Annotated in this window: 20 protein-coding genes and 1 other annotated feature; of the genes, 6 read left to right on the top strand and 14 right to left on the bottom strand. The window is 44.7% G+C overall.

What is annotated here, in order from left to right; all coding sequences use genetic code 11:
• Positions 1–40 precede the first annotated feature (40 nt).
• Positions 41–901: an alpha/beta hydrolase gene (locus ACFI6J_RS17090; RefSeq protein WP_156086620.1), complete on the top strand. Its 861-nt coding sequence runs from the start codon at positions 41–43 to the stop codon at positions 899–901.
• A 218-nt stretch (positions 902–1,119) separates the two neighbouring features.
• Here the strand turns inward: ACFI6J_RS17090 and ACFI6J_RS17085 are convergent, their stop codons facing one another.
• The 9 genes from ACFI6J_RS17085 to hisG form a co-directional block, all read right to left on the bottom strand.
• On the bottom strand, positions 1,120–1,947 hold the full coding sequence (locus ACFI6J_RS17085) for a lectin-like domain-containing protein (protein WP_014950035.1): 828 nt from the start codon (positions 1,945–1,947) through the stop codon (positions 1,120–1,122).
• Between the two features lie 261 nt (positions 1,948–2,208).
• Positions 2,209–2,826, bottom strand: coding sequence for a bifunctional phosphoribosyl-AMP cyclohydrolase/phosphoribosyl-ATP diphosphatase HisIE (gene hisIE / locus ACFI6J_RS17080; RefSeq protein ID WP_039225197.1), 618 nt, complete (start codon positions 2,824–2,826; stop codon positions 2,209–2,211).
• Positions 2,823–3,635: an imidazole glycerol phosphate synthase subunit HisF gene (gene hisF, locus ACFI6J_RS17075; protein WP_014950033.1), complete on the bottom strand. Its 813-nt coding sequence runs from the start codon at positions 3,633–3,635 to the stop codon at positions 2,823–2,825. Before hisF ends, hisIE begins: the two co-directional genes overlap by 4 nt.
• The gene (gene hisA / locus ACFI6J_RS17070; RefSeq protein WP_039222817.1) at positions 3,617–4,354 is read right to left on the bottom strand and encodes a 1-(5-phosphoribosyl)-5-[(5-phosphoribosylamino)methylideneamino]imidazole-4-carboxamide isomerase; all 738 of its coding nucleotides are present in this window, start codon (positions 4,352–4,354) and stop codon (positions 3,617–3,619) included. Before hisA ends, hisF begins: the two co-directional genes overlap by 19 nt.
• Positions 4,354–4,995, bottom strand: coding sequence for an imidazole glycerol phosphate synthase subunit HisH (gene hisH, locus ACFI6J_RS17065; RefSeq protein ID WP_156086619.1), 642 nt, complete (start codon positions 4,993–4,995; stop codon positions 4,354–4,356). The genes hisA and hisH overlap by 1 nt, the downstream gene beginning before the upstream one ends.
• Positions 4,995–6,065: a bifunctional histidinol-phosphatase/imidazoleglycerol-phosphate dehydratase HisB gene (gene hisB, locus ACFI6J_RS17060; RefSeq protein ID WP_156086618.1), complete on the bottom strand. Its 1,071-nt coding sequence runs from the start codon at positions 6,063–6,065 to the stop codon at positions 4,995–4,997. Before hisB ends, hisH begins: the two co-directional genes overlap by 1 nt.
• Positions 6,062–7,141 (bottom strand): histidinol-phosphate transaminase, encoded by a 1,080-nt coding sequence (hisC, locus tag ACFI6J_RS17055; protein WP_278347213.1) that lies wholly within the window; start codon positions 7,139–7,141, stop codon positions 6,062–6,064. Before hisC ends, hisB begins: the two co-directional genes overlap by 4 nt.
• Positions 7,141–8,445 (bottom strand): histidinol dehydrogenase, encoded by a 1,305-nt coding sequence (hisD, locus tag ACFI6J_RS17050; RefSeq protein ID WP_014950028.1) that lies wholly within the window; start codon positions 8,443–8,445, stop codon positions 7,141–7,143. Before hisD ends, hisC begins: the two co-directional genes overlap by 1 nt.
• 13 nt (positions 8,446–8,458) lie before the next feature.
• On the bottom strand, positions 8,459–9,361 hold the full coding sequence (hisG, locus tag ACFI6J_RS17045; RefSeq protein WP_014950027.1) for an ATP phosphoribosyltransferase: 903 nt from the start codon (positions 9,359–9,361) through the stop codon (positions 8,459–8,461).
• A gap of 50 nt (positions 9,362–9,411) precedes the next feature.
• Positions 9,412–9,530: a sequence feature (His leader region), on the bottom strand.
• 229 nt (positions 9,531–9,759) lie between these two features.
• Here hisG and ACFI6J_RS17040 point away from each other — a divergent pair.
• Positions 9,760–9,999, top strand: coding sequence for a hypothetical protein (locus ACFI6J_RS17040; RefSeq protein ID WP_014950026.1), 240 nt, complete (start codon positions 9,760–9,762; stop codon positions 9,997–9,999).
• A gap of 15 nt (positions 10,000–10,014) precedes the next feature.
• Here ACFI6J_RS17040 and ACFI6J_RS17035 read toward each other — a convergent pair whose 3' ends face one another.
• A complete protein-coding gene (locus ACFI6J_RS17035) occupies positions 10,015–10,788 on the bottom strand; it encodes a ParA family protein (protein ID WP_278347214.1) in 774 nt (257 codons plus the stop codon).
• A 162-nt stretch (positions 10,789–10,950) separates the two neighbouring features.
• Between ACFI6J_RS17035 and ACFI6J_RS17030 the strand changes: the two genes are divergently transcribed.
• Positions 10,951–11,991, top strand: coding sequence for an MBL fold metallo-hydrolase (locus ACFI6J_RS17030; RefSeq protein WP_278347215.1), 1,041 nt, complete (start codon positions 10,951–10,953; stop codon positions 11,989–11,991).
• Between the two features lie 78 nt (positions 11,992–12,069).
• Here the strand turns inward: ACFI6J_RS17030 and ACFI6J_RS17025 are convergent, their stop codons facing one another.
• The 4 genes from ACFI6J_RS17025 to ACFI6J_RS17010 all read right to left on the bottom strand — a co-directional run bounded on the left by ACFI6J_RS17025 (position 12,070) and on the right by ACFI6J_RS17010 (position 14,985).
• Positions 12,070–13,059 carry a hypothetical protein gene (locus ACFI6J_RS17025; RefSeq protein WP_278347216.1) on the bottom strand — a complete coding sequence of 330 codons (990 nt, stop codon included), beginning with the start codon at positions 13,057–13,059 and terminating at the stop codon, positions 12,070–12,072.
• A 304-nt stretch (positions 13,060–13,363) separates the two neighbouring features.
• Positions 13,364–13,936: a lipid-binding SYLF domain-containing protein gene (locus ACFI6J_RS17020; RefSeq protein WP_014950022.1), complete on the bottom strand. Its 573-nt coding sequence runs from the start codon at positions 13,934–13,936 to the stop codon at positions 13,364–13,366.
• 180 nt (positions 13,937–14,116) lie between these two features.
• Entirely contained in the window at positions 14,117–14,440 is a 324-nt protein-coding gene (locus ACFI6J_RS17015) for a DUF6482 family protein (protein WP_342351285.1), read from the bottom strand.
• A gap of 62 nt (positions 14,441–14,502) precedes the next feature.
• Positions 14,503–14,985: a DUF2244 domain-containing protein gene (locus tag ACFI6J_RS17010; RefSeq protein ID WP_039225212.1), complete on the bottom strand. Its 483-nt coding sequence runs from the start codon at positions 14,983–14,985 to the stop codon at positions 14,503–14,505.
• Positions 14,986–15,138: 153 nt separating this feature from the next.
• Here ACFI6J_RS17010 and ACFI6J_RS17005 point away from each other — a divergent pair, with 153 nt between their 5' ends.
• The 3 genes from ACFI6J_RS17005 to ACFI6J_RS16995 all read left to right on the top strand — a co-directional run.
• On the top strand, positions 15,139–16,047 hold the full coding sequence (locus ACFI6J_RS17005) for a sulfite exporter TauE/SafE family protein (protein ID WP_014976941.1): 909 nt from the start codon (positions 15,139–15,141) through the stop codon (positions 16,045–16,047).
• Positions 16,048–16,160: 113 nt separating this feature from the next.
• Positions 16,161–17,465: an alpha-amylase family glycosyl hydrolase gene (locus ACFI6J_RS17000; RefSeq protein ID WP_282765322.1), complete on the top strand. Its 1,305-nt coding sequence runs from the start codon at positions 16,161–16,163 to the stop codon at positions 17,463–17,465.
• 85 nt (positions 17,466–17,550) lie between these two features.
• A partial coding sequence (locus tag ACFI6J_RS16995) for a hypothetical protein (RefSeq protein WP_462558022.1) occupies positions 17,551–17,751 on the top strand: 201 nt, incomplete at its 3' end.

Genomic DNA, 17,751 nt, shown 5'->3' with positions numbered 1-17,751 from the left:
CTGCGTTATAACATGCCGTTTAAGCCACTAAGGGGTTACGGTGCTTCGCTTTCTAACAGCAATAATTCTTGTCGGAAGTGCATTTTCATGTGCTTTTGCTGAATCAATCATTAAACCTATCATTTCTGAAGCGTCTGTTTCGTTACCTAGAAGCAAAATGGTGACAATAGAAGATACGGAAACTGCACGTAAATATACGTTATTTGTACAGTTGCCAAAAAGCTATAACGCATCTCCTTCCAAGGATTACCCCGTAATATACACAACAGATGCGCCTTACAGTTTTCCTATTATTGTAGGCTCTATGCGAATGCCAGTAAACGTAGGCCAAATGGAAGAAGCGGTCATAGTGGGGTTGTCTTATTCCCTAGAATCAAAAGGCGTAGAGAGTAGAGTAAGGGACTACACTCCTGCCATAGCCGATAGTTGGAAACTGGAAACCGGTCTTGCTGCTGAGTATCTGTCATTTATTAGACGAGATGTATTAACATTTATTGAGTCTACATATCGAGTAGACGCCAATCGACGGACTTTTATTGGGCATTCATTAGGCGGGCTATTTGGCGGCTACGTGCTCATGCAATCCCCTGAAACCTTTTCTAACTATGTGCTTGTTAGCCCTTCAGTGTGGTTTAATGACGATTACTTACTAACCTTAGAAATGGCTGAAACTCAATCGCCCAAGCGTGTTTACATTGGTGTGGGAAGCTTTGAAACGCCTGAGTTTGGCGAGGGTCAAGATATGGTTGCGGGGAGCAAAGCATTGGCAAGTAAAATCAACGCTAAGGCAGATCAAAACATAACACTACAATTGCATGTTATCGGCGGCGCGTCGCATGCGACCGTATTTCCCACCGTTGCTATCCATGGAATAGATTGGATATTGGGAACGCCGCGCTAGTCGCGTTTCTTTAACCGAGGGCTCACTTTTTGTTCGATTGTTAGACAGGCTAAGCAGTGTTAATTTCAATAAAGTGCAAAGCTCTGCGATACAAAAATGCCCTTCGTGTAGAAAACGAGAAGGGCATTTTTATATAAGAATGTAATTTAAATCAACGCCTTAATCAGTACGCTAGTTACCGAGTTGTTGAAAGTAGAAACATTACTGCACTTTGAGAGTTAAGACCTCAAAATTTGCTTTTTTCTTCGAAAAACTAAAAAAGCTAAAGCACTCATCATTAAGCTAAAGGTTGCTGGAGCGTTTACAGGAGTGTTTGTTGGTATTGAGGATGTATTTGTGAACGTGGCCGAAAGTATTTCATGAGTACTTGCATAGGAGCCTGTTCCGGATGTGAATCCCAAGAATGCATCGGTTGAACCTAAAATAGAGGCCACATCTAAAATTCGTGAAATGCTACCTCCTTTCGTTGAATCGGTTTCCATGGACCAAGAAACATCGAAAAGCTTGCTAATTCCGTCGAAAGTTATCAGAACATTCCAAACATCGCCTTCATTGAATCGGAATGGTTCATTGACGTTATTAGAGGTATTAACGTTGCCGTTAATACCTATGCCAACGTGGTTGCCGTTATTATTATCCCAACTGGTGTTATTAAAGGTATCAAACTCAACCGCAACTGAATTATTTATACCTTGATATCCTAAACCACCACCAGCACCGCCCACGTTTGCATTTTGTGTCTGTATTACAAAAGCAAGACCGTCTGCTCCTAAGCCGTCAGTATCCCCGCCTAAACTGTTATTGTCTATTTTGAAAGAAAAGCTTGTCGCAAATGAAGAGTCGTTGATGAGAGAGATTGCATTTGTGGTAAAAACTGAACCGCCTTGCCACGCAATATTATTCGTTAGCTGCAGGTTGTTATTTACTACCTGCGTGTTGCCGTTTAGCGTAAGCCCCGTAGTGTCGGAGAAATCATTGTACTGAATGACTGTTGCAAAAGACGAGAAGCTTCCTAAAAGCAAAAAGCATGAAAGTACTTTTTTCATTACATATCCTTATGTGGTTAGTGAACATTGTTATTTAAACAATCGCAGTGTAAGCATTATCCATGCCTTCAGGTAATCACATTGAAAATATGAGATTTTTTCTGCGAATACGAACTCATTGTAAAAAAAGTGGACAATTTTAGAGCGATGCTTAGCTTTTCAAGGAGCGTTGGGAGATGTATTTAGGAGTTAAAAGGCCTCTAATACGTGAACGTTTAGAGGCCTTGATGTTAACTTTTGCGTAGATCGCTGTTGCTATTACTATTTATGACGCTCACGCAACACATCAAGTGCATCGTTTAGCGACATATCGCTCGCCTGAAGCAATACCGTTAAGTGGTACAACAAGTCAGCGGCTTCGTTTTTAAGCTCTTCTTTGTCGTGCACAGTAGCCGCCAATGCGGTTTCTACACCTTCTTCGCCCACCTTCTGCGCTATGCGCTTAATGCCTTTGTTGTAAAGGCTAGCGGTATAGCTGCTTTTTGGGTCGGCATCTTTGCGGGCAGCCAATACTCGCTCTAAATCTGCAAGAAACGTAAAGGCTGGTGTGTTGCCGTCGAACCAACAGCTTTCAACACCAGTGTGGCATGTCGGGCCGTTGGGGTTGGCAAGTACCAACAGTGAGTCTTGATCGCAGTCACAAGCAACGCTCACTAAATCTAGCGTGTTACCAGATGTTTCACCCTTGGTCCAAAGACGCTGTTTTGAACGGCTGAAGAATGTCACTTTGCCCGTTTCAAGGGTTTTCGCCAATGCGTCTTGGTCCATGTAGCCCTGCATTAATACCTTGCCAGACAGTGCGTCTTGCACAATGGCGGGTAGTAGGTTGTCCATTTTGTCCCAAGACAGTTTATTGCTGTTTTCGTTAGTAATGATCACGGGTTTACTCCTTCTGCTTGCGCCGTTAATCCGTGACGCTTACGCATGGCAACGCCATTGCTGGTCAACTCTGCTTTCAACTCATCAATATTGATGATGCCCTTGTGAAATACTGATGCTGCAAGCGCGCCATCTACGTCAGCCTGTTGAAACACATCCGTAAAGTGGGCAATTTCACCTGCACCACCCGACGCAATTAGCGGCACTTCACAGACATCGCGCACGGCTTTCAGCTGCTTCACATCGTAGCCTTTGCGCACGCCGTCTTGGTTCATGCAGTTCAGAACAATTTCACCCGCACCGCGCGACTGAACTTCTTTAATCCAATCGATGGTCTGCCATTGGCTTTTTTGAGTACGCGCTTCATCACCAGTGAATTTGTACACTTCGTATTGGTCGGTTGCTTCGTTATAAAAGCTGTCGATACCAATCACGACGCACTGTTGACCGTATACGTCGTGTAGCTGGTTAATTAGATCTGGGTTATTAAGGGCAGGGGAGTTAATCGAAATCTTATCTGCACCCATTTCCAAAATGCGCCCGGCGTCTTCAATGCTCTTAATGCCGCCCGCTACGCAAAACGGGATATCAATAACCTGTGCTATACGGCTTACCCAGCTTTTGTCTACCACGCGGGCATCAGAACTTGCGGTGATATCGTAAAATACTAATTCGTCGGCCCCCGCTTTTGCGTATTGCTCGGCAAGAGGCACAATATCACCAATAATTTCATGATTTCTAAACTGAACGCCTTTAACGACTTTGCCGTCGCGTACATCCAAACAGGGAATTATGCGCTTTGCCAGCATGCAATAGCCTCCTTCACCGTGAATTTACCTTCAAGTAGTGCGCGGCCTAAAATTACGCCACCAACGTTTGTGGGTTTTAGCGCTTCGATATCAGCGATGCTGCCAATACCGCCAGACGCTTGCCAGCTAACGTGTGGGAAACGGGCTGCCATTTCTTGATACAGCTCAGTGTTCGCACCTTGTAGCGTGCCGTCGCGGCTAATGTCGGTACACAGCACATGCTTTGCGCCTACTGTAGCGAAGTCTTCAAGCAAGCCTTCAAGGGCTACGCCAGAGTTCTCTTGCCAGCCGTGGGTAGCAATAAGCTTTTCACCGCTGTCGCTAATATTGATATCAAGGGCCAATACAATGTGCTCTGGGCCGTATTTTTCTACCCAAGACTTCACAAGCTCGGGTTGTTTTACCGCCAAAGAACCAATCACTACGCGGCTTACGCCCGTTTCTAGTAATTGCGCCACTTCTTCTTCACTACGGATACCGCCGCCTGCTTGAAACTGCATGCGCTTGGTATCGACCATAGACTTAATTAGTGAAAGCTGACGTTTACTGGTGTCTTTAGCGCCTGTTAGGTCAACAATGTGCAGCCAGGTTGCACCTTGGTCGGCATAGTCGTGAACCACGTCTACTGGGTCCAGTTCGTATTGGGTTTTCTGCTCGTAGTCGCCTTGATAAAGGCGTACTACGCGTCCGTCAATAAGATCAATCGCTGGAATAATCATTATAGGTTCACAAAGTTAGTCAGTAATTGTGCTCCGGCCTCGCCAGAACGTTCTGGGTGAAATTGCACCCCGTAAAAGTTGTCTTTATTTATCGCTGCTGAAAACTTATTACCATAAGTGCAGCTTGCAAGCGTGTGCTCGTATTCAGGAACGGCAAAACTGTGCACAAAGTAAAAGTAGGTATCTTGTGGAATGCCCTTGAACAAACTTTCTTCTTTATGACCGCTGTTGTGAGAAACGGTGTTCCAACCCATATGAGGTAAGCGCACGCCTTTTGATTCCATGCGAGCCACATGACCTGGCATTAGGTTCAAACAGTCGATGTTGCCTGTACCTTGAAAACCACCTTCAGCGCTGGTTTCAACCATAAGTTGCATGCCTAAACATACGCCTAGCACAGGTTGGGTAAGCGACTGCAGGGTTTCCACTAGCGCTTTTTGCTTAATGCTTGCCATCGCTGCTGCCGCTGTTCCTACGCCGGGTAAAAACACTTTATCAGCGTTTTTTATCACGTTTACATCGTCAGATACGTCCACTTCAACGCCTAAGCGCTCAAGGGCAAAGCGTACCGATGAAATGTTCGCGCAGCCGGTATTTACTATGACTATTTTTTGTCGCTGGCTGGGGTTTACCACTGACATTACAGGGCTCCTTTACTACTTGGTAGTGCATCACCTTGGCGCGTAATGGCTTGACGTAGCGCACGGCCAAATACTTTAAACAGGCTTTCTACTTGGTGGTGAGCATTACCTTCGCTGGTGGAAAGGTGTAACGATAGCCCCATGCTTTGTGCAAGCGAATAGAAGAAGTGCGGTACCATTTCGGTGGCCATTTCACCTACCTGGTCGCGGCTAAATTCAGCGTCAAACTTAAGGTGTGGACGGTTTGATATGTCCATAATACATTCCGCACGACATTCATCCATTGGCAACGCGAAACCAAAGCGACCAATACCGCGTTTGTCGCCTAGTGCCTTTTTAAGGGCTTCACCAAGGGCAAGCGCGGTGTCTTCTACACTGTGGTGATCGTCAATATGCAAGTCGCCATCGGTAGTCAGGTTTAGCTCGAAGCCACCGTGGGTCGCAATTTGGTCAAGCATGTGGTCAAAAAAGCCCATGCCGGTTTGAATTGTCGACTTAGCCTGCGAATCAAGATCTACACGCACGCGAATGTCGGTTTCAGAGGTGGTACGTACCACCTCTGCAATACGTGAAGACGCTAACAAGCTTTTCTGAATATCGTTCCAGTTTAAGCTTTCACGGTTGTACTGAAAGCTGCGAATACCCATGTTTTCAGCAAGCTGTACATCGGTAATTCTGTCACCAATAACAAACGAACGAGTGAAGTCCACTTTGCCTTTCTGTAGGTATTCTTTTACTAAGCCAAGCTTTGGTTTTCGGCATGTGCAGTTATCAGCATCGAAGTGCGGGCAAATAAGAACGTCGTCAAACACTACACCCTGGCTTTCGAAAATGGCCATCATGGCATTGTGTGGCTTGTCGAAGTCTTCTTGCGGGAAACTGTCTGTACCCAAGCCGTCTTGGTTACTTACCATCACGAGTTTAAACCCAGCTGCCTTTAGTTTAAGTAGCACAGGAATAACGTTTGGCTCGAAAACAAGCTTCTCTAAACTATCTAATTGCTTATCTACTGGCGGCTCTTCTACGAGTGTACCGTCGCGGTCAATAAATAAAATGGCTTGCTGACTCATGCCGCGTCCTCATTATTTTTAAATTCGTTAATTAGCTGCATCAAACGCTGGTTTTGCTCTTCAGTGCCTATGCTTACGCGTAAACAGTTTTGTAAGTTAAGCTGTTTTGATTGATCGCGAATAAGCATGCCTTGGCTTACCAAGTACTGCATTAGGGCTTGCGCTTTTGCGTAGCGGAATAAGATAAAGTTTGCTCGTCTATCACCCACTAATTCAAAGCCTTCGATAGATTCCAGCGCTTCGGCTAGGGCCTCTTTTTCCCGGTTAATAGTAGCCACCTGAAGCTCAAGTAACGTTAGCGATTCAGCCGACAATGCTTGTGCAGCAATCTGCGCTACTGGCTCTGGAATGGGATAGGGCGCTATCACTTTAAGTAGTGCTTGGATGACGGGTGCCTGAGCAAGTGTAAAACCACAGCGAAGACCGGCAAGAGCAAACGCTTTAGACAGCGTACGAAGTACCACCAAGTTTGGATAGTTGTTTATTTCATTTGCCCACGTATTGTCGGCATCGAACTCAATATACGCTTCATCTACAACAACCAGTGCTTTATCGGCAAAGTGATTGAGCACGGTTTTAATGTCTTCACGAGCAACTGGCGTACCGGTTGGATTGTTGGGCGCACAGATGAAAATCACGTTAACGTCATCTTCAGCGCATACAGCATTCACGTTAAGGCTAAAGTCGTCGTTAAGCGGCACTTTCTTAATGCCCACATCACAGGTTTCAGCACTGATTGCATACATACCGTAGGTAGGCGGGCATATCAGAATGCTGTCTTTACCCGGCGTGCAGAAGGTGCGAATAAGCAGTTCAATGCCTTCATCTGCGCCGCGGGTAACAATAAGCTGCGATTTGTCTAGCCCGGCGTAGTTTGCGTAACCACCGACTACCGCTTCGGGCTGACATGACGGATAGCGGTTAAAGTTGCTGCTATCTACGCTGTATTCGTTGGCATAAGGTGACTCGTTGGCATTAAGCCAGTCTTGACCACCTGAAAACAAGCGACGAGCCGATTCATACGGCTTTAGCGGCACTAAATTTTCGTTAATTAGGTTATCGATAAGTGCCGACATTAGGCGTCTCCTTGCTTAAGTGCCTGCATGCGAAGTGCAACGGCCTGTTCGTGTGCATCCAAGCCCTCGGCAGCTGCAAGTGCCATAATCGCAGGGCCTAAATTACGCATGCCGTCTGCGCTTAGTTCTTGAATAGTGTAGCGACGCATAAAGTCTAATAATCCAAGGCTAGAGTAATTCTTAGCATAGCCATAGGTTGGCAGTACGTGGTTAGTGCCCGACGCGTAATCACCTGCAGATTCTGGTGACCACGGGCCTAGGAATATAGAGCCTGCGTATTTAATTTTTGGCAAATAATCACGGGCATTCTCTATTTGTACAATTAAGTGCTCAGCAGCGTAGGCGTTACTTGCTTCAATGGCTTGCTCAATGGAATCAGCCAAAATATAACGCGCATTTTCCATAGCAGGGCGGGCAATCTCAGCGCGAGATAGGGTTGCTAATTGACGTTCAACCGCGGCTTTTGCTTCTTCAATAAGTGTAGCGCTGTTAGACACCAAAATAGCCTGCGAGTCTGGACCGTGCTCGGCTTGGGAAAGCAGGTCGGCCGCTACAAACTCAGGGTTTGCGAACTCATCAGCAAGTACCAACACTTCTGATGGGCCGGCCGGCATATCAATAGCTGCACCATCAGCACGTTGGCTTACTTGCTGTTTAGCTTCAGTCACAAAGCTGTTACCCGGGCCAAAAATCTTATCTACTTGAGGAACGCTGTCTGTTCCCAAGGCCATAGCGGCGATTGCTTGGGCACCACCACACAAGAAGATCTTGTCGATGCCGCATTTTCTGGCCGCATACGCAATTTCAGGCGCGATAAGCTGTTCTTTGTTTGGTGGAGTACAAAGTAGCTTATTTTCGCAGCCCGCCACCAATGCAGGTACGCCTAGCATCAATACGGTTGATGGAAGTGGAGCGCTGCCGCCTGGAATATAAAGACCCACTGCATCAAGGGCGGTGAAGCGCAGCTCGCATTTAACACCAGGCGTTGTGGTTAGCGCGATATCACTAGGCATTTGCGCTTCGTGAAACATTTTTATGTTGTTGAACGCAGTATCGATAGCACTTGCTACCTCTGGCGTTACCTTCGCAGCAAGAGCATCAATGTTTTCTTGTGAAAGTACAAGGCTAGTTAAGTCTGGGCAGTCAAATTTACGTGTGTAATCAAGTACTGCCTCATCGCCTTCTTTTTCAACGCGGGCGATAATGTCGCCCACGGTCTGCTTTAACTGTTGGCTATTGGCCATAGCCGGGCGGGCTAGCGCCTGTTTTTTCTCATTTACCGAAAGAGATGACCAAGTAATCATAATTGCCTGCCTTTTAGCCCATCATTTTTTCGATTGGCATTACAAGAATAGAGCTACAACCAAGGGCTTTAAGTTTCTCCATGGTTTCCCAGAACAAGGTCTCTGTAGAAACAACGTGGATAGCAACTTGTTCTTCATTTCCAGCAAGTGGTAGAACCGTAGGATTTTCAGCACCTGGAAGTAGGCTTTTCACCTGCTCTAAATACGCTTTTGGTGCGTGTAGCATGATGTACTTGCTTTCTTTTGCTAGTAATACGCCATCAACACGTGGCATTAGTCGGTTAACCAGTGTTTCTTTCTCGTCGCTAAGCTCGCCATCAGCGCGCTTAATAAGTACCGCTTTACTGCGGAAAATAACGTCTTTTTCAACAAGACCGTTAGCTTCAAGGGTTGCACCGGTAGATACAAGGTCACAGATAGCGTCAGCTACACCTGCTCGTGGGGCTACTTCCACAGAACCTTGTAGCATTACAGCCTTTGCATTTATGCCCTGTTCTTTGAAGTAGCGCTCAAGTAGGTAGGGGTAAGTTGTTGCTACTTTTTTGCCTTCTAGCGACTGGATTCCTTGATAATCCATCTCATTAGGTACCGCAATAGACAGGCGGCAGCCGCCGTAGTCTAGACGACGCAGTACTTCATATTCGAATGGCTTGCCCGCAGCTTTACGCTCTAGCATTTTCTCTTCTAGCTCGTTTTCGCCAATAAAGCCTAGGTCTACTACACCATCCATAACAAGACCTGGAATATCGTCGTCACGCACGCGAAGCAAATCAATAGGCTGGTTCGTAGAATGCGCAATCAGCAGGCGATCACGAATATTGAGTTTAATGCCTATAGCTTTCAGTAGGGCAATGCTGTCATCGCTCAATCGACCTGATTTCTGTACGGCAATTCGAAGTCTTTTGCTGTTACTCATTGAAACGTTCCTTACACGTTGTGTTTTAACTTTTGATTGCGCCTAAAACGAAAAACCCCCGGAAGTTTCCTTCCGAGGGTCGAGAATTTGTTTTATCTGCGCCACTGGAAGGATACATAGACCTTCCAGCACGAACCTGAAAGGTTATGCTTTGTGGTGATGGTGATGTTTCGTCGCGCAGTTAATCATTTGAAAATTTTAATTCCTAATTTCGAACGGCTGAAACATTAGCGTTTTGAATTAGGATTTGCAAGGTTAAAGTGAACTCTTTTGGCACATTAACTCTAATTTAATGTGTATATAATAAAACAATTCGTTATGAATTAGTTTTGAACCGTAATTTTAGGCAACTCGTTGCCGATAAGTTATAGAGACAAATGCAAACTTCTGGAGGGCGTATGAGCAACGATCTACTGTTTCCCATTTTGCCTCGCAACACAAAAGTGCCGATTGAGACGGACGACCGCGTGAAGAAAGTGCAAAAAACCAAAAAGTCCGAGCACTTTAGTGAAGAAGAGCGCGATCAGTTTCAAGACGTGAAGCGAACTGAGATTATCGAAAAATCAGCTGAAAACTCGAAAGATAAAGAGCGAGGTAACAGCGAGGGTGGGCTTAAGCATATTGATATTGATGTTTAGCGAAACTTGTTAGCGTTAGGTTTTGCTCGCATTGAGTTCTTCAAATAAAGCCGCAACTTGATTCGTCACTTTGTGCTTAGGTAAGTAGAAAGGCAGCGGCATTCGCTTAGAGTGAGACTCTTTCACTTTTACCGTGGCACTTATATAACTTTCTAACACTGGCAAATCTTGCTGCTTAAGTGTCTCAATTAACTCTCTTGGAAGCTTTGCTTGGCTATTGAATTGATTAACAACAATACCCAACAAACGCAGTTCAGGGTTGTGGTCTTCTTTTAGTTCCATTGCATTTTCAAGTAAACGCTCAATCGCCTGTGCCGAGAAGTCGTCGCAATCAAAGGGGACGCAAAAGCCATCAGCAGCAATAAGTGCCGCTTTAGAATAAAAATTAAAATTAGGAGGCGTGTCGATAAAAATGTTGTCGAATTCGTCTTTTAACTCCTTTAACGCGTCTTTAAGTTTAAAAATTTTGTATCGTGACTCGAGCTCTCGCTCGACTTCCGCCAACGCAGAAGAAGAAGGCATAACGAAGAGGTTTTCATAAGGCGTTGCATGCACGAACGCGTTAGGCTTCTTGGCTGTTCTGAAAATGCCAACTACTTGTTTGAACATATCGGCCACGGTAAGGCTTTGTTCTCTGGCGTTAAATCCCACGTAGTGAGTACTATTTCCCTGAGCGTCTAAGTCTACCAATAAGGTCTTATGACCCAGCTTAGCGCTTTGCGCAGCTAAATTGGTGCTAATGGTCGATTTGCCTACGCCGCCTTTTTGATTAAACACCACGATTATCATAAGAAATCCCTTCGTCAGTTGTGTTTAAAATATGCCCAATTAAAAGTGCTTATGCAAAATATTGTTTATGGTTTAATGCAAACTGAATACAGTTGTCCCAAACAGTGAAAAAATCAACATCGTAAAACAACGTGGTTTTATATACCTAGAATGGAAAGCGTTATGGTTAATATAAAAAAGTCTGTATGGCAGCTTGCAATAATGCTTCTGGCGGTTTGGATGTCCAATAATACTTACTCAGCCGATGTATACACTGCGCAATATTACGCGGATAAAGGATTGAAAAGTGCTAAGCATTTTCCTGGATTGGCGAGTCTTTGCGATATTAGTCAAGAGCCGCGGAATATGTTCGTTATTAGCGAAAATCGGCGCGAGAGATCCAAGCGCAGTAATGGTGTTAGCGAAGTAAAAGGAAATGCTAAAGTCCGTCGTCACATTCCACCTCAACAGGTCTTCGATAACCTTTATTATGTCGGCGCTGGCAACGTAGCAAGTTGGGCAATTGATACGGGCGAAAGTATAGTTTTAGTAGACGCGCTAAATAATAACCAACAAGCTCAACATTATATCCTTAACGGACTTTCGGCACTCGGGTTGGGAGATAAGCCGATTTCCCATCTAATCATATCTCATGGACACGGCGATCATTACGGTGGTTTTGGGCTGATTAAATCAGTTTATAGTCCACGTATTGTGATGAGTGAACTTGAGTGGCACGTGTTAGAAAACGACGCGTTTGCAAGCTATCGCTGGGGAGCAAAACCTGAAAAAGATTTACTGATTGAAGATGGGGATGTACTCAACGTGAATGGCACTGAGTTAGCGTTTTATGTAACGCCTGGACATACACCGGGTACGCTTACTATCGTTCTCCCTGTGATCGATGGAGATGAACGGCATCGCGCTGTATTATGGGGCGGCACAGGGCTCAATTATGGTCCGGATGTCGCAAGAATAAAGTCTTATACAAACTCGGCCAATGCAATGAAAGCGTTGGTGAAAGAACAAAATATTGATGTATTTTTGTCAAATCACCCTGGAAGAGACGGAACAAGAGATAAGCTTAAGGCGTTAACGGATAGGAAAGATAATCAGGCACATCCATTTATACAAGGAGAAGATGTGGTTGTTGAAGCATTTGAGCTTCTCGAGAATTGTACAAGAGCACAGTGGATGCAGATTGAGGAAAACCGTGCTCAGTAAAATGTGAGCGATATGATTCTCAAGGCAAGAAAGAGAGAAACCGTAGACTTGCTCCTTCTGCCTTGAGATTTTCAAACGTTATTTCTGTAGCATTTTGTGTTTATTAAATCTTCTTGCACTCAATAAGCCTACTGCGAAAATAAAAATTGCAAACGTAGAGGGTGCACTTACCTCAGTTGAAGAAGAGGTTGTAGCAAACGAGCTAGCTAAAATGATCTCGCCGTTGACAATAGGGTTGTTGGTCAAGTTAAACACAGGCCCGGTTAACGGCCCGCCAGCAGGGAATAGCGCATCGTAAAATGCATTTAGTGAGAAATCATCGAAAGATACTCTAACCGCGTTGCGTGATTCTGTGCAAGAGGTGTTGGAACACGACTTTTCGACTTCATTAACAAATATTCCCAAGCCAAAGTCAGCGATATTCAAACCCGCAAAGAGAGACTGATTTTCAAGTGCAGTAGCCGTTACGGTATTTCCCCAAAGATTCACTTCCACATCCACGATGTCTGATGAACCTGCTGTAGATAGATTCACGTTTGAGCCGGTCGTGGCGTTTCCGTCAATTTGCGAGACTGTGGAAAGTACATCAGCACTTAGCGTTAAAAAGCCACTTATTCCAAGTAAGTCTGAAAATAAGTCAAGATTAAGGTCGTTTATGGTTCCGCGGCCTGACGTAAAAAAGCTTGCCGGAACAAAACTCGCTAAAGACGATTGAGATTCGCCTTCAATAATGGCGGTGGATAGCGCGCCATCAAACTCTGTAACGTCGATGGGGCTGCCCAACGTACCCGAAGCATCTGCGCTTGCGCCAATGATAGTGTCAATCTGAGAATAATTTTCAGGAGCACTACCGCTGGTATGAGCTAAGTTGATAGTTGAGTTAGCGATTACAGAGACCATACCTCCTACATTACTTGTAATGGAAAGATCGACATGGACTGCATTCCCATAACTGCTGCCTATTATTGCCGCGTTAGTTGAAAAGCCTACCGTCGCCGAAGCGAACAATGCGCTCGTTAATATCGTTCTTACTACTGCTCTTATCACTTTGTTGTTTTGTGGTTGCATGATGAAACCCTCGTTTATGGCTTAGCGTGCTGCTAAGCGAGCCTTTTACAAGTAAAGCGTAGTCACGAGTGTTCAATTCAGTTATGAGGGTTTCCCCCTAAATTTAGACTTTCGTATACACGGCGGTGGTAAGAGAAGCTATGGGGAACACGACACTGCCTATTACTGTGATTCAGACAGCCTAAAGATTTAGAGCGGTAGCTGGCAGTTGTGCAGAAAAAATAAAAAGGCCTCTTGCATTCAAGAGGCCTTCGGTGTGTTGGAGCGCTAATCGCTAATATGGTTAGGAATAGTTAGGGCAGAATTAGTTTAGTTCTTTATCTACCCAAAATTTCGTGCCTTTAACAGTAGCCTGTAATGTAAGGCCACTTTCAGTCATAGTATACACTGTGACGTTACCCAAGTAGCCTTCGCCTTCTGCAGATGCACCTTTGTTACCGGCTTTCGCTGCTACATCCGCGTTACCACCTACGGTCCATCCATTTTCAATAAAGTGATTCATCGCTTTTTGTGTGTGGAAAACCATAACAATTCGGTAATCTTTTGCGCCTAAGCCAAGGCCTACGCCACCTTCGGCCATATTCATATATGTTTTTGCGCCGGTTACATTATTGTTTACTACACCGTAGCCTGTGCCCGCCGCCACAAAGAATACGTTAATGTTAGCATTGGTAAATACGGCGTAGCCGGCAGCGTCTTTTACCTGAGAGCGCGTATCGGGCTTTTCAGAATAAAGGCGGGCAAGCGCGTTATCTTGCATATCTAAAATAGCTTGTCGCTTTTCAGCAACAGTTCCGTCGCCCATCGAAGCGCACGCCGTCAAGGCTAACACGGCAGCCACAAACACAGATTTAATAGCTAACTTACTTATTTTCATGCAATTCTCCTTAGCATGTAGGTATTTTATTAACTACAGAAGAAGACCATTCTTACTGTTTCTAATTCAATAAAATACCGTTTTAATTTACGTCACATTAGTTGTACGCAAAAAACGTGCTAAGTGGTGCATGGAACATTGAAAACTATTGGTCTTACTTGCTAGTACACCTGCAAGTCGCTACCACTCAATTTCAAGCTCTAACGCACCGGGATGATCGGTTTGACCAACCATTTCTTCATACGGTGTGCTTTGACGGAGCCAAACTTTCTCAAAGGCTTGAGAGTCAAAATGCTCCCTAATCTCGTTCAAACAGTGAAACGTTTTAGGTTGTGACTTGTTGTCGCGAACCAAGGTGCGTGAGGCGCCCATACCGGTTGATGCGAGGTAATTGCCGCCTTCTAGTGACTCGATGTATAAGTTCATAGTGTAACCCTCATTAGGTCGCAACTCGTTATCGCTGCGTCTTATATCTAAATAGTCGAAAATAGCCACAATGATCATTAATTTTGTGTCATGCACGATAAAGAGCCTTACGCATTGGTTGCATTTCAAAGCAACACGAATTACCACCACTTATTCGAACATACTGCGATCCCCGCCTTTTGCATACATTCATGAACACGCTCTTTGTCTTCTAAATTTAAAAATGATCCCACTTCAAATTGCTGCAGAGGGGCTTGTAGCACAAGCTGTGGCGCACATTTTAAGCTCAAGTCTTTTTTATAGTACAAGGACGTATCAGGGCGGAAGAATTCTATGCTGATACCGTTTGAGCTAGTGACTTGAATGCTGTTTGATGAAATTAAGAGCGTCTCCCAGCGGTATGTTGCTTTAGAAACTAAATACATAATCAGCGTTAGTAACCCGACCTCCAATCCTGCAAAAGGTAATATGACCCACGCACCGGCCAGTGACCAAGCAATAGCTATCGAGCTGATAAAAAGGGCAAAAGCTGCAATAAGGTGCTTTGTCTGTTGCCATGTTGCTGAGCGGTTTGGCGAAAGATGCAGTTGCACCTGGTGCTCAAATGTAGATACTTCAACCATGTTTTTTAAAATGCTGTATATGATATCTGTGTAAGTAAAACCTTATACGTAGTGGGATAACAATAGTTTGAAAATTGTACAGGTGCTAGTTGGCTGCGTACTTAGAAAAGTCATGCCGTGTAACTTGCCGTATTTTCTGCCTTAAGGACGTATGTGATTTCTCTCATCAAGCAAAACGCTGGTAAAACAGCGTTGATAGTACTTTTATTTTTATGGATCGGCAGTTTGCTAGCGCAACCAGCCCCTATTGAGCTTGTTAAAGAGTTCGGGCTTTTCAGCGTTCTTGGCGTTATTGGTGCTATATTTGCGAATGCCACTGGAGCTGGCGGTGGCGTGGTTTTCGTTCCGTTTTTTAACTACCTGTCATTTTCTGCGCAAAGCGTTGTGGCAACGAGTTTCGCCATCCAATGCTGTGGTATGACCGCGGGGGCACTAACTTGGGCCGCGTATTATAAACACCAACACAAGTATGATCAGTATTGGAAAGCATTACCCAGTGTACTGATGTTAACGGTTCCCTCGTCAATATGCGGCATAGGATTCGCTCAGTATTCATCTCAAAGTACAAGGCTTCTAGAGCATTTGTGGGGTGGGGCCAATAACCTTCACATCGCTTTTGGTAGTTTTTCTATTCTATTAGCAATCGCAATATTTGCTTCTATTCCGCTAATGAAGCGTACCCATTTCAAAAAAGACTTACATACGAAAGATCTTTTGCTTTTACCTTTCATTGGTTTTTTAGGCGGCATTATCACCGCGTGGCTTTCGGTAGGAGTAGGAGAGTTAGTCGCTGTTTACCTCATAATTCGAGGGTTTAATGTAACTTTGTCTATTGCCAGCGCGGTTATCTTGTCGGCTTTTACTGTGTGGTCTGCATTGCCGTATCACGCTTTTATAAGCGAGTCTGTGGTATGGCAGGTTGTTTTGTTTGCTGGGGCAGGTGCAATAGTCGGTGGAACGATTGCAAAGTTTGTTGTTTTAGCATTTTCGGTTCAGCGTCTAAAACTTTTTTTCGGTATTTGGGTACTAATTTTAGGTGTTACAAGTTTACCTATTCTTTAAGCCACGAGCTTGCGGCAGTTAAAAGCCCAGCTCGCTGCAATTTGAAGCCTAAAGTAACGCGACGCAGAACCAGATTCTTCTTCTAAACGCTAATCTCGATAAGGAAAGATAATATGGATATCAATCCTGTTCCTAAGAAACGATATAACGTGCTTCAGCCAGAATGGTCATCTCACTCTGTTATTTATCAGGTCAACACACGACAGTTTTCAGAGCAAGGTAATTTTGAAGGAGTGAGAAAGGGGTTATCCCACATTAAATCACTTGGCGCTGATATTGTTTGGCTTATGCCTGTACACCCTATTGGTAAAAAAAACAGGAAAGGGGAGCTTGGAAGTCCCTATGCAGTAAAAGACTATCTGGCCATTAACCCTGAATTTGGTAGCGAAGAGGATTTCAAAGCGCTGGTGGATGAAGCGCACAAGCTTTCGTTAAAAGTCATCATAGACTGGGTGCCAAATCACAGTGCGTGGGATAATCCTTTGGTTGAACAGCACCCCGAGTGGTACGCCAAAGACTACAAAGGAGATTTTCGTCCATCTCCGTGGTGGGATTGGAGCGATATCATAGAGTTTGATTATGAACACGTTGGCCTTCGCAAATACATGATTAACGCGTTGTGTTATTGGGTTGAAAAGTTCGACATTGATGGGTTTCGCTGTGATGTAGCGGGGTATGTCCCCAACGATTTTTGGCAGCAAGCAGTGCAAACGCTAAGCGCAATCAGACCAGTCTTCATGTTGGCTGAATGGGAGAATCGAGATCTTCACGAAAATGCGTTCAATATGACATACGCATGGAGTTGGAACGAGACGCTACACGAACTCGCACACGGACAATGTTCGCTGGATAGGTTGCGCAAGTATTATTCGTGGAACGAACGCAGCTGGCCTCACTCCGCTTACAGAATGACCTTCGTTAGTAATCATGACAAAAATGCCTGGGATGGCACTCAGCGCGAACAATTTGGTGATGCGCTTGAAGCCTGCATTGCGTTGTCTGTGGTAGGTGAAGGTATGCCGCTCATTCACAACGGACAAGAAGCTGGGGAAACCAAGCGTTTAGCGTTCTTTGAGCACGACCCTATACACTGGCAAGAACATGAGATAGGCAACTTGTACCGCAAGCTAATTGCTCTTAAAAAGTCCAAAGCCGTGCTAGGGAACGGAGAGTACGGGGCAAGAATGATACAGGTGCCAAACTCTAAGATGGATAAGGTTTTTAGTTTTGTACGTTGTAATGAAAATGAAAAAGTGTTCGTTGTGATTAATTTTTCAAATGAGCAGCTTGATGTAACGTTTGAAGAACCATTGTTTGAAGGTGAGTATGCGCACTGGGAGCGCGACGAAAAGAAAATCTTCGGAGCTGATTCAGTGTATAAACTCACGCCTTGGCAGTTCGAGATATGGGTGGCATAACGGTGTGATCGTTTAGTGTCATCTTTAACTACAAAAGGTAAAAAGCACTAATGTTTTTTTACTAAGTGAAAATTAAGGATGAACGATGACTGCGAATGAATCAGCTGAAAAAACAGAAGACCGATCGTTAAATAATCATGCAGCGCTTAAAACTTCTATTGCCAATGGTGATGTTGAAGAGGTAAAAGCGCGACTTGAAGGACACACTTTGGATAAGCTAGAAAAAGGTTATCTTATCGATCTCGCACGCTTGAGTGGTAACAGTGAAATCGAGGAAGTGATTAAG

This window comes from Alteromonas sp. G4i13, assembly GCF_054960505.1.
The sequence above is the reverse complement of the archived record's forward strand: the minus strand, read 5'-3'. Positions and strand labels throughout refer to the sequence as shown.

Bases quoted from the DNA above. Each gene is read 5' to 3' on its own strand.
- ACFI6J_RS17085 (WP_014950035.1), bottom strand. From the start codon at position 1,947: ATGAAAAAAGTACTTTCATGCTTTTTGCTTTTAGGAAGCTTCTCGTCT.
- hisF (WP_014950033.1), bottom strand. From the start codon at position 3,635: ATGCTGGCAAAGCGCATAATTCCCTGTTTGGATGTACGCGACGGCAAA.
- hisA (WP_039222817.1), bottom strand. From the start codon at position 4,354: ATGATTATTCCAGCGATTGATCTTATTGACGGACGCGTAGTACGCCTT.
- hisH (WP_156086619.1), bottom strand. From the start codon at position 4,995: ATGTCAGTGGTAAACCCCAGCCAGCGACAAAAAATAGTCATAGTAAAT.
- hisB (WP_156086618.1), bottom strand. From the start codon at position 6,065: ATGAGTCAGCAAGCCATTTTATTTATTGACCGCGACGGTACACTCGTA.
- hisC (WP_278347213.1), bottom strand. From the start codon at position 7,141: ATGTCGGCACTTATCGATAACCTAATTAACGAAAATTTAGTGCCGCTA.
- hisD (WP_014950028.1), bottom strand. From the start codon at position 8,445: ATGATTACTTGGTCATCTCTTTCGGTAAATGAGAAAAAACAGGCGCTA.
- hisG (WP_014950027.1), bottom strand. From the start codon at position 9,361: ATGAGTAACAGCAAAAGACTTCGAATTGCCGTACAGAAATCAGGTCGA.
- ACFI6J_RS17040 (WP_014950026.1), top strand. From the start codon at position 9,760: ATGAGCAACGATCTACTGTTTCCCATTTTGCCTCGCAACACAAAAGTG.
- ACFI6J_RS17035 (WP_278347214.1), bottom strand. From the start codon at position 10,788: ATGATAATCGTGGTGTTTAATCAAAAAGGCGGCGTAGGCAAATCGACC.
- ACFI6J_RS17030 (WP_278347215.1), top strand. From the start codon at position 10,951: ATGGTTAATATAAAAAAGTCTGTATGGCAGCTTGCAATAATGCTTCTG.
- ACFI6J_RS17025 (WP_278347216.1), bottom strand. From the start codon at position 13,059: ATGCAACCACAAAACAACAAAGTGATAAGAGCAGTAGTAAGAACGATA.
- ACFI6J_RS17020 (WP_014950022.1), bottom strand. From the start codon at position 13,936: ATGAAAATAAGTAAGTTAGCTATTAAATCTGTGTTTGTGGCTGCCGTG.
- ACFI6J_RS17015 (WP_342351285.1), bottom strand. From the start codon at position 14,440: ATGATCATTGTGGCTATTTTCGACTATTTAGATATAAGACGCAGCGAT.
- ACFI6J_RS17010 (WP_039225212.1), bottom strand. From the start codon at position 14,985: ATGGTTGAAGTATCTACATTTGAGCACCAGGTGCAACTGCATCTTTCG.
- ACFI6J_RS17000 (WP_282765322.1), top strand. From the start codon at position 16,161: ATGGATATCAATCCTGTTCCTAAGAAACGATATAACGTGCTTCAGCCA.